This window comes from Streptomyces sp. WAC05292 (assembly GCF_003949955.1).
Taxonomy (GTDB): domain Bacteria; phylum Actinomycetota; class Actinomycetes; order Streptomycetales; family Streptomycetaceae; genus Streptomyces; species Streptomyces globosus.
Map to the genome: position 1 here is coordinate 1 of NZ_RPSE01000283.1, position 8391 is coordinate 8391.

The window sequence follows — 8391 nt, forward strand, 5'->3', positions numbered from 1 at the left end:
CCTCCTGCGGGCCGGCCCCCGGCCCCGCCGTGGCCGACGGGCGGCGCCCCCGCGTGGGACGCGGCCGGCTCCGGCCCGCAGGAGGCGCCGGCCGCGCAGGACGCCGGAGCCGGGTCCGCCGCGACCGGGTGGGAGGGCGGCGGCTACCACCCCGCCGGCCCGGCCTCCGCCCCGGAGCCCGGGTCCTCCGCCGCCCCCGCACCGGAGCCCGCTGCCCCGGCGCCGTCCGGGCCGGCGGATCCGGCAGCCGTGCAGGACCTCGCGTACGGCGGCGCCGAGACCCGCCACGACCGGCCGTACGGCGGACCCGGCGCGCCCGGCGCCTCCCCGTGGGCTCCGGCCGCGGACGAAGCCCCGTACGGCAGCACCCCGCCCGGCCATGAGGCGGCGGCCAAGAGGACGTGCGTCGCCTGCCGGGCCGGCCGGGTCGACACCGACGGCTACTGCGAGCACTGCGGCCACGCCCAGCCGCGGGAGCGCGACCACCTGGAGGAGGAGCTCGGCAGCGTCGCCGCGGTCAGCGACCGCGGGCTGCGCCACCACCGCAACGAGGACTCCTTCGCGGTGGCCGCCACGGCCCTGGCCGACGGCTCCACCGCCACCGTCGCCGTCGTGTGCGACGGCGTGTCCTCGGCCAGCCGGCCGGACGACGCGTCGGCCGCCGCGGCCGCCGCGGCGAACGAGGCCCTGCTGGAGGCCCTCCCCCGCGGCACCCACCCGAAGGAGGCCATGCACCGGGCGATCCTCGCCGCGGCGGACGCCGTGACGGCCCTCGCCCCGGAGGTCCCGGGCGCGCAGAACGCCCCGGCGTGCACCCTGGTCGGCGCCGTCGTGAGCGGCGGCCTGCTGACCGTCGGCTGGGTCGGCGACAGCCGCGCGTACTGGGTCCCGGACGACCGCGGGGTGCTCCCGCGGCGCCTGACCGAGGACGACTCGTGGGCGGCGCAGATGGTCGCGGCCGGCCTGATGGGCGAAGCCGAGGCGTACGCCGACGCCCGCGCGCACGCCATCACCGGCTGGCTCGGGGCGGACGCGTACGAGCTGGAGCCGCACACGGCGACCTTCCGGCCGGACCACGCGGGTGTCGTCGTGGTGTGCACCGACGGCCTGTGGAACTACGCCGAGTCCGCCGTCGAGATGGCCCGGGTGCTGCCCGCGGACGCGGCCGTGCGTCCCCTGCACAGCGCGCAGGTCCTCGTCGGGCACGCCCTCGACGGCGGCGGCCACGACAACGTCACCGTGGCCGTGCTGCCGTTCGCGGCCCCGCCCGCCGACGGGCCCGCCGCGGACGCGGCCCCGCGAGCGGAAGCGGAAGCCCGCCCCGGGGCCTGAACCGGCCGGTCCGGGTCCGCCGGACAGGCCGGACCGGCCACACCGCTCCCCGGGGGGCCGGGCCCGTCCCTCCGCGAGCAGCACAGGTGAGTCCCTCCCCCAGCCCTGCCCAGGACCCGAGGAGTCCCGCCCATGGCGAATTTCGCCAAGCCGAGCGCCCCGCACTTCAGCGTGGAGGTGTACCAGAACGAGTTCCTCCCCGAGGGCGGGCGCGAGGTGCACGCCATCCTCACGGTCACCTCCACCGGCGGCGCTGCCGCCACCCGCGCCGCCGCGGCCCGCGGCCCGGCCGCCGTCGTCGTCATGGTCGACTGCTCGGGTTCCATGGAGTACCCCCCGGACAAGATGCGCGGCGCCCGCGAGGCCACCGCCGCCGCGATCGACACCCTCCGGGACGGCACCTGGTTCGCCGTCGTCGCCGGCACCCACACCGCCCGCGAGGTCTACCCCGGGCAGGGCCGCCTCGCCGTCGCCGATCCGGCCTCCCGGGCCCGCGCCAAGGAGGCCCTCGACGGCCTCGCCCCCTCCGGCGGCACCGCGATCGGCACCTGGCTGCGCCTCGCCGACGGCCTGCTGCGCCAGGCGCCCGCGGCGATCCGGCACGGCATCCTGCTCACCGACGGCCGCAACGAGCACGAGGACCCGGCCGCCCTGCAGGCCGTCCTGGAGTCCTGCGCGGGCCGCTTCACCTGCGACGCCCGCGGCGTGGGCACCGACTGGGAGGTCAGGGAGGTCAAGGGCATCGCGAGCGCCCTGCTCGGGTCCGCCGACATCGTCGCCGACCCCGCCCACCTCGCCGAGGACTTCACGCTGATGATGGAGAAGGCCATGGGCAAGGAGGTCGCCGGCGTGGCCCTGCGGCTGTGGACCCCGGTCGGGGCGGAGGTCCGGTACGTCAAGCAGGTCTCCCCGAGCGTCGAGGACCTCAGCGGCCGGCGCACCGAGGCCGGCCCGCGCACCGGCGACTACCCGACGGGCTCCTGGGGCGACGAGAGCCGCGAGTACCACGTGTGCGTGCACGTCCCCCCGGCCGCCGTCGGCCAGGAGGTGCTGGCCGCCCGCGCCTCCCTCGTCCTGCCGGGGGCGGCGGGCGGGCCGCCGTCCGTGCTCGGCCAGGGCCTGGTCCGGGCGGTGTGGACGGCCGACCCGGCGGCCTCCACCGCCATCAATCCGCAGGTCGCGCACTACACGGGACAGGCGGAGCTCGCGCAGGCTATCCAACAGGGCCTGGAAGCCCGCAAACTGGGCGATGTCGATGGTGCCACGGCCAAGCTGGGGCGAGCGGTGCAACTCGCGAGCGTCTCCGGGAACGCGGACACGGCCCGCCTGCTGGCGAAGGTGGTGGATGTCGTCGATGCCGCGGCGGGTACTGTGCGGCTGAAAGCGAAGGTTGCGGACGCCGACGAGATGACGCTCGAAACGCGTTCGACCAAGACCGTCCGAGTGAAGAAGACCTGAGAGGACCTGCCGCGACGAGGCAGGCTGAAGGGGGAAGAGCCGCCATGCCGACCTGCCCTAATGGGCACCAGTCCGCCTCCGACGACTGGTGCGAGGTCTGCGGCCACCGCATGGCTGCCGCCGCGGGGGCGTCTTCCGCGTCCTCACCCTCCTACGGCTACGGCTACCCTCCCACCGCCGGTGAGCCGACCGCCCAGGCGGAGCTGTGCCCGCAGTGCCGGACCCCGCGCGAGGCCATGGCGCCGTTCTGCGAGGAGTGCCGGTACAACTTCCTGACCCGCTCGGCCACCCCGTACCAGCCGCCTGCCGGACCGGAGCAGCAGCTGGCCGGGGGCACCGGGATGCGGACGCCTCCTCCGCCGCCGGCGCCGTCCCCCGCGTCCTTCCCGCAGGACCCCTTCGAGTACCAGGGCTCGCGGCCGTCCCGGGTGAACCGGCCGGCCGAGCCGCTGTCCCGGGAGGACGACTGGCTGCTGCCGCCGCCGTCGCACGAGCAGCAGCAGGCGCCGCAGCAGCAGTACCAGCAGCCCTCGTACGAGTACCAGCCGCCCCGACAGCACCCCCACCAGCCCCAGCCGCAGCAGCAGGCGCACGAGCAGCCCCGGGCCCAGCAGTCCTTCCCGCACCCCGGAGGCGCCTCCTGGTCGGTGACGATCGCCCCCGACCGCTCGTACTTCCTGGCCATGATGCAGCGCAGCGGCCCGGAGGCGGGCCGGCTGAACCTGCCCGCCTACTCGCCGGAGCAGCACGTTCCGCTCTCGGGCGGCCAGGTCACCATCGGGCGCCGTCGCGGCTCCACCGGCGAGTCCCCCGACATCGACCTGTCGGTGCCGCCGGAGGACCCGGGCGTCTCCCACCAGCACGCGGTGCTCGTCCAGCAGCCCGACCTGAGCTGGGCCGTCGTGGACCAGAACTCCACCAACGGCACCACCATCAACGGCGGCGAGGACCCGATCCAGCCCTACGTCCCCGTGCCGCTGTCCGACGGCGACCGCGTCCACGTCGGCGCCTGGACCACGATCACGATCCGCCGCGGCTGACGGGCCGCCCGGCCGGTGCCGGCGCTCACCGGCCGGCGTCCTCCGCCTCCCCCAGGGGCCACACGTAAGGGCCCTGGGGGTCGTCGAGCCACGCCCACTGCCCGTCGGCGGAAACCGTCACGCCGAAGCGCTCCCGCGCCGGGCGCCCCTCCGCCCGCCACAGGTCCAGCGCCTCCCGCGGGTGCAGCGCGCCCCCGGCCAGCCCCAGCATGAACTGGAAGCGCTCGTTCTCCACCAGCTCGTACGGGATCCCCTGCCCCGGAGGCTCCCCCGGGGCCCGCGCCACCGCCCCGCGCAGCGGCACGAAGTACGCCGGCGTGTGCAGGAAGCGCCCTTCCGCGAAGTCCGCGTCGCGCACCCGCAGCGCGATCAGCCCCGTCGACAGCGGCGCGAGGATCCGCGCCCCGGGCCGGCACTGGGCCGGCCACGCGCGGGGGATCCGCGGGAGGGTGCACGTCACCAGGATCCGGTCGTACGGGGCCCGCGCCGGACACCCGCGAGCCCCGTCCCCGGTGACCACCACCGGCCGGTAGCCGAGCGCGGCCAGGTGCGCCCGCGCCGACTCGGTGATCTCCTCGTCCAGGTCGACCGTGGTGACCAGGTGGTCGCCGAGGCGGTGGCACAGCAGGGCCGCGTTGTAGCCGGAGCCCGTCCCGATCTCCAGGACGCGGTCCCCGTCCCGCACGTCCAGCGCGGCGAGCATCTTCGCCATCAGCGAGGGCTGGCTGCTGGAGGAAACGAGCTCGCCGTCGCGCAGCCGCGTCGCGAGCGGCGCGTCCCTGTACACCCCGCGCAGCCAGCGGGCGCGGCGGGCCGGATCCGGATCCTCTCCCCACAACCGCTCGTGCCCCGCGCCGCGGACCGTGAAGAACCACGGGACGAAGACGTGCCGGGGCACCGCCGCGAAGGCGGCCCGCCAGGCGGGGTCCTCCAGCACGCCCGCCGCGGCCAGCTCACGCACCTGGGCGGCGTGCGCCGCCCCCCGCAGGTCCCGTGCGCCCTCCTCCTCCACGGCGTGCGCCGTGCCGGGGCCACGGGGCCGGGAGTGCCCGGTGTGTCCGGAGTGCGGTGCTGGTGCGCCCATGGGTCCACTGTGCTGCGCCGGGCCCCGGGAGGCGAGCGCTGGTCCTAAGACCTCCGTCCTCCGTCCGGGCGTCTGAGACGATGGTCGGGTGAATGAGAATCCGCGCGGCACGGTCCAGGAGCAGACCTTTTACGAGCAGGTGGGTGGCGAGGAGACCTTCCGCCGCCTGGTCCGGCGCTTCTACCAGGGGGTCGCGGAAGACCCGCTGCTGCGTCCGATGTACCCGGAGGAGGACCTCGGGCCGGCGGAGGAGCGGTTCGCGCTCTTCCTGATGCAGTACTGGGGCGGCCCGACCACGTACAGCGAGAACCGCGGCCACCCGCGACTGCGCATGCGGCACGCCCCGTTCCGGGTGGACTCCGCGGCGCACGACGCCTGGCTGGCGCACATGCGGGTCGCGGTGGACGAGCTCGGCCTCGCCCCGGAGCACGAGGCGCAGCTGTGGCGCTACCTGACGTACGCGGCGGCGTCGATGGTCAACACGGCGGACTGACGGGAGCCCGCGGCCGGCCGGTTCAGACGGGCCGGAACTGGAGGGCGCCGAGCCCTCCCGCGGCGCCGGGGCGGCGCAGGGCGACGGAGCCGTACGGGGTGCGCAGCCGCAGCCAGCCCCCGGAGGCCAGCAGCGCGACCGCGTCGGCCTCGGCGGCGGGCGCGGCGACGGCTCCGGGCCCGGCCGGGGCCGCGGCGCGGGCGGGGCGCAGGAAGCCCAGGGAGTGCGCGGCGTGCACGGCGCGCAGGGGGAGTTCGGTGGCGCCGAGCGGGCGGGACCAGATGTCGCGGCCGATGCGGTCCCGCTCGGACCGGGTCCGGTGCTGCGGCGGGAGGGCCTCGTCACGGGCCCGGAACTCGGCGACGGAGCGGGCCACGGCCGCCCGCATCGCCTCCGGCCCGGGCAGTCCGGGCACGGGCAGCCAGCCGCCGCGGGGCGGCAGCACCCCGGCCCAGGGCGGGCCGGTGACGGCCGCGGGCACCAGGGCGCCCGCGGAGTCCTCGTCGACCGCTTCCAGCAGTTCGCCGGCGGAGACGGTGACGTCCAGCGGTGCGGCGACCGGTTCGGCGAGCCGGACCGTGCGGACGGCCAGCACGTCGAAGGACGGCGGCCGGCCGAAGACGGCGAGCGCGCCGCCGCCCGCCTGGAGGCGGACCGCGGCGGCGCGGTCGTAGTGCACCAGCCGGCCCAGGAAGGCGGCGAGGTCCGCCGCCTCCCCGGGATCGGCGAAGCGCAGCAGCCCGGTCATGCCGCGAGGCGCCCTTCGGAGGCCTTCGCCCCGTCCTTCGCCTTCGCCGGCTCGTCGAGGTACTTCTCCAGGAAGGACCGCTCCTCGTCCGTGATGCGGCGCGGCCGCCCCTCGGCGAGGTTGTAGGGCACCACCACGGTCTCGGCGCGCACGTACACGGTCTCGGGCCGGTCCTCGGTCGCCTCGTCCTTGACCTCGTAGCGGATGGTCAGGGACGCGGCGCCGATGCGGGTCACCCAGGACTCGATGAGCACCGGCTCGTGCCGGTGCACGAGGGGCAGCTTGTAGTCGATCTCGTGCCGGGCGACGACGGAGCCGCCGGTGAACGAGTCGCTGCCCTCGCCCGGCGCCAGGCGGAACATGAAGTCGATGCGCGCCTCCTCCAGGTAGCGGAGGAAGACGACGTTGTTGACGTGCCCGAAGGCGTCCATGTCCGCCCAGCGGAGCGGGCACCGGTAGTGGTGTCTGGCCATGGCCGGTATCAGCCTCGCGTGAGCTTCTTGTAGGTGGCGCGGTGCGGACGGGTGGCGTCCGGGCCGAGCCGCTCGACCTTGTTCTTCTCGTAGGACTCGAAGTTGCCCTCGAACCAGAACCACTTCGAGTCGCCCTCGTACGCCAGGATGTGCGTCGCGACCCGGTCGAGGAACCAGCGGTCGTGGGAGACGACCACGGCGCAGCCGGGGAAGTCCAGCAGCGCGTTCTCGAGGGACGACAGCGTCTCGACGTCGAGGTCGTTGGTGGGCTCGTCGAGGAGCAGCAGGTTGCCGCCCTGCTTGAGGGTGAGCGCCAGGTTCAGGCGGTTGCGCTCACCGCCGGAGAGCACGCCGGCCGGCTTCTGCTGGTCCGGGCCCTTGAAGCCGAACGCGGAGACGTACGCGCGGGACGGCATCTCGACCTGGCCGACGTTGATGTAGTCCAGCTCGTCGGAGACGACGGCCCACAGCGTCTTCTTCGGGTCGATGTTGGAGCGGCCCTGGTCGACGTACGAGATCTTGACGGTCTCGCCGACCTTGATCTCGCCGGCGTCCGGCTTCTCCAGGCCCTGGATCATCTTGAACAGCGTGGTCTTGCCGGCGCCGTTCGGGCCGATGATGCCGACGATGCCGTTGCGGGGCAGCGTGAAGGACAGGTCGTCGATGAGGACCTTCTCGCCGAAGGCCTTGGAGAGGTTGTTGACCTCGACGACGATCGAGCCCAGGCGCGGGCCCGGCGGGATCTGGATCTCCTCGAAGTCCAGCTTCCGCATCTTCTCCGCCTCGGCGGCCATCTCCTCGTAGCGGGCGAGGCGCGCCTTGGACTTGGCCTGGCGGCCCTTGGCGTTGGAGCGGACCCACTCCAGCTCTTCCTTGAGGCGCTTCTGGCGCTTCTCGTCCTTCTTGCCCTCGACCTTGAGGCGCTCGGCCTTCTTCTCCAGGTAGGTGGAGTAGTTGCCCTGGTAGGGGTGGGCGCGGCCGCGGTCGAGTTCGAGGATCCACTCGGCGACGTTGTCGAGGAAGTAGCGGTCGTGGGTGATCGCCACGACGGTGCCCTTGTACTGGGCGAGGTGCTGCTCGAGCCAGTTCACGGACTCGGCGTCGAGGTGGTTGGTGGGCTCGTCGAGGAGGAGCAGGTCGGGCGCCTCCAGCAGCAGCTTGCAGAGCGCGACGCGGCGCTTCTCGCCACCGGAGAGGTTGTTGACCGGCCAGTCGGCGGGCGGGCAGCCCAGCGCGTCCATGGCCTGCTCCAGCTGGGCGTCGAGGTCCCAGGCGTTGGCGTGGTCGAGGTCCTCCTGGAGCTTGCCCATCTCCTCCATGAGCTCGTCCGTGTAGTTCGTGGCCATCTCCTCGGCGATGGCGTTGAACCGGTCGAGCTTGCCCTTGATCTCGGCGACGCCGTCCTCGACGTTCTGCAGGACGGTCTTGCTCTCGTCGAGCTTGGGCTCCTGCATGAGGATGCCGACGGAGTAGCCGGGCGACAGGAAGGCGTCGCCGTTGGAGGGCTGCTCGATGCCCGCCATGATCTTGAGAACGGTGGACTTACCGGCGCCGTTCGGGCCGACCACACCGATCTTCGCGCCGGGCAGGAAGTTCAGGGTGACGTCATCGAGAATCACCTTGTCGCCGTGCGCCTTGCGCGTCTTGCGCATGGTGTAGATGAACTCAGCCAAGAGAAACCGTCCGGCAGATCGATGGATGGGCAGATACACCCCATCTTGCCAGCCGTCCACCCCGAGGCGGAAACCAGTGGCCCCGGAGCC

At 74.3% G+C, this 8391-nt stretch carries 8 protein-coding genes; 4 read left to right on the forward strand and 4 right to left on the reverse strand.

Annotated elements, in window-relative coordinates; translation table 11 throughout:
* The 3 genes from EF903_RS35435 to EF903_RS23880 form a co-directional block, all read left to right on the forward strand.
* Positions 1 to 1332 (forward strand): PP2C family serine/threonine-protein phosphatase (locus EF903_RS35435; protein WP_260615840.1); only part of this gene is annotated, 1332 nt, incomplete at its 5' end.
* A gap of 132 nt (positions 1333 to 1464) precedes the next feature.
* A complete protein-coding gene (locus EF903_RS23875; protein ID WP_125546393.1) occupies positions 1465 to 2790 on the forward strand; it encodes a VWA domain-containing protein in 1326 nt (441 codons plus the stop codon).
* Between the two features lie 44 nt (positions 2791 to 2834).
* Entirely contained in the window at positions 2835 to 3830 is a 996-nt protein-coding gene (locus tag EF903_RS23880) for an FHA domain-containing protein (RefSeq protein WP_125546396.1), read from the forward strand.
* Between the two features lie 25 nt (positions 3831 to 3855).
* Here the strand turns inward: EF903_RS23880 and EF903_RS23885 are convergent, their stop codons facing one another.
* Positions 3856 to 4914, reverse strand: coding sequence for a methyltransferase domain-containing protein (locus EF903_RS23885; RefSeq protein WP_125546398.1), 1059 nt, complete (start codon positions 4912 to 4914; stop codon positions 3856 to 3858).
* Between the two features lie 88 nt (positions 4915 to 5002).
* On the opposite strand from EF903_RS23885, the gene EF903_RS23890 reads away from it, so the two are divergent.
* A complete protein-coding gene (locus tag EF903_RS23890) occupies positions 5003 to 5407 on the forward strand; it encodes a globin (protein ID WP_125546400.1) in 405 nt (134 codons plus the stop codon).
* Between the two features lie 22 nt (positions 5408 to 5429).
* Here the strand turns inward: EF903_RS23890 and EF903_RS23895 are convergent, their stop codons facing one another.
* From EF903_RS23895 to ettA, 3 genes are read right to left on the reverse strand one after another with little or no spacing between them, the layout of a single operon-like run.
* A complete protein-coding gene (locus EF903_RS23895) occupies positions 5430 to 6155 on the reverse strand; it encodes a hypothetical protein (RefSeq protein WP_125546402.1) in 726 nt (241 codons plus the stop codon).
* Positions 6152 to 6628 carry a thioesterase family protein gene (locus EF903_RS23900; protein ID WP_125546404.1) on the reverse strand — a complete coding sequence of 159 codons (477 nt, stop codon included), beginning with the start codon at positions 6626 to 6628 and terminating at the stop codon, positions 6152 to 6154. The genes EF903_RS23895 and EF903_RS23900 overlap by 4 nt, the downstream gene beginning before the upstream one ends.
* An 8-nt stretch (positions 6629 to 6636) precedes the next feature.
* On the reverse strand, positions 6637 to 8301 hold the full coding sequence (ettA, locus tag EF903_RS23905; RefSeq protein ID WP_125546406.1) for an energy-dependent translational throttle protein EttA: 1665 nt from the start codon (positions 8299 to 8301) through the stop codon (positions 6637 to 6639).
* Positions 8302 to 8391 lie beyond the last annotated feature (90 nt).

Excerpts from the sequence above, each read along its gene's own strand:
- EF903_RS23875 (WP_125546393.1), top strand. The coding sequence starts at position 1,465 with ATGGCGAATTTCGCCAAGCCGAGCGCCCCGCACTTCAGCGTGGAGGTG.
- EF903_RS23880 (WP_125546396.1), top strand. The coding sequence starts at position 2,835 with ATGCCGACCTGCCCTAATGGGCACCAGTCCGCCTCCGACGACTGGTGC.
- EF903_RS23885 (WP_125546398.1), bottom strand. The coding sequence starts at position 4,914 with ATGGGCGCACCAGCACCGCACTCCGGACACACCGGGCACTCCCGGCCC.
- EF903_RS23895 (WP_125546402.1), bottom strand. The coding sequence starts at position 6,155 with ATGACCGGGCTGCTGCGCTTCGCCGATCCCGGGGAGGCGGCGGACCTC.
- EF903_RS23900 (WP_125546404.1), bottom strand. The coding sequence starts at position 6,628 with ATGGCCAGACACCACTACCGGTGCCCGCTCCGCTGGGCGGACATGGAC.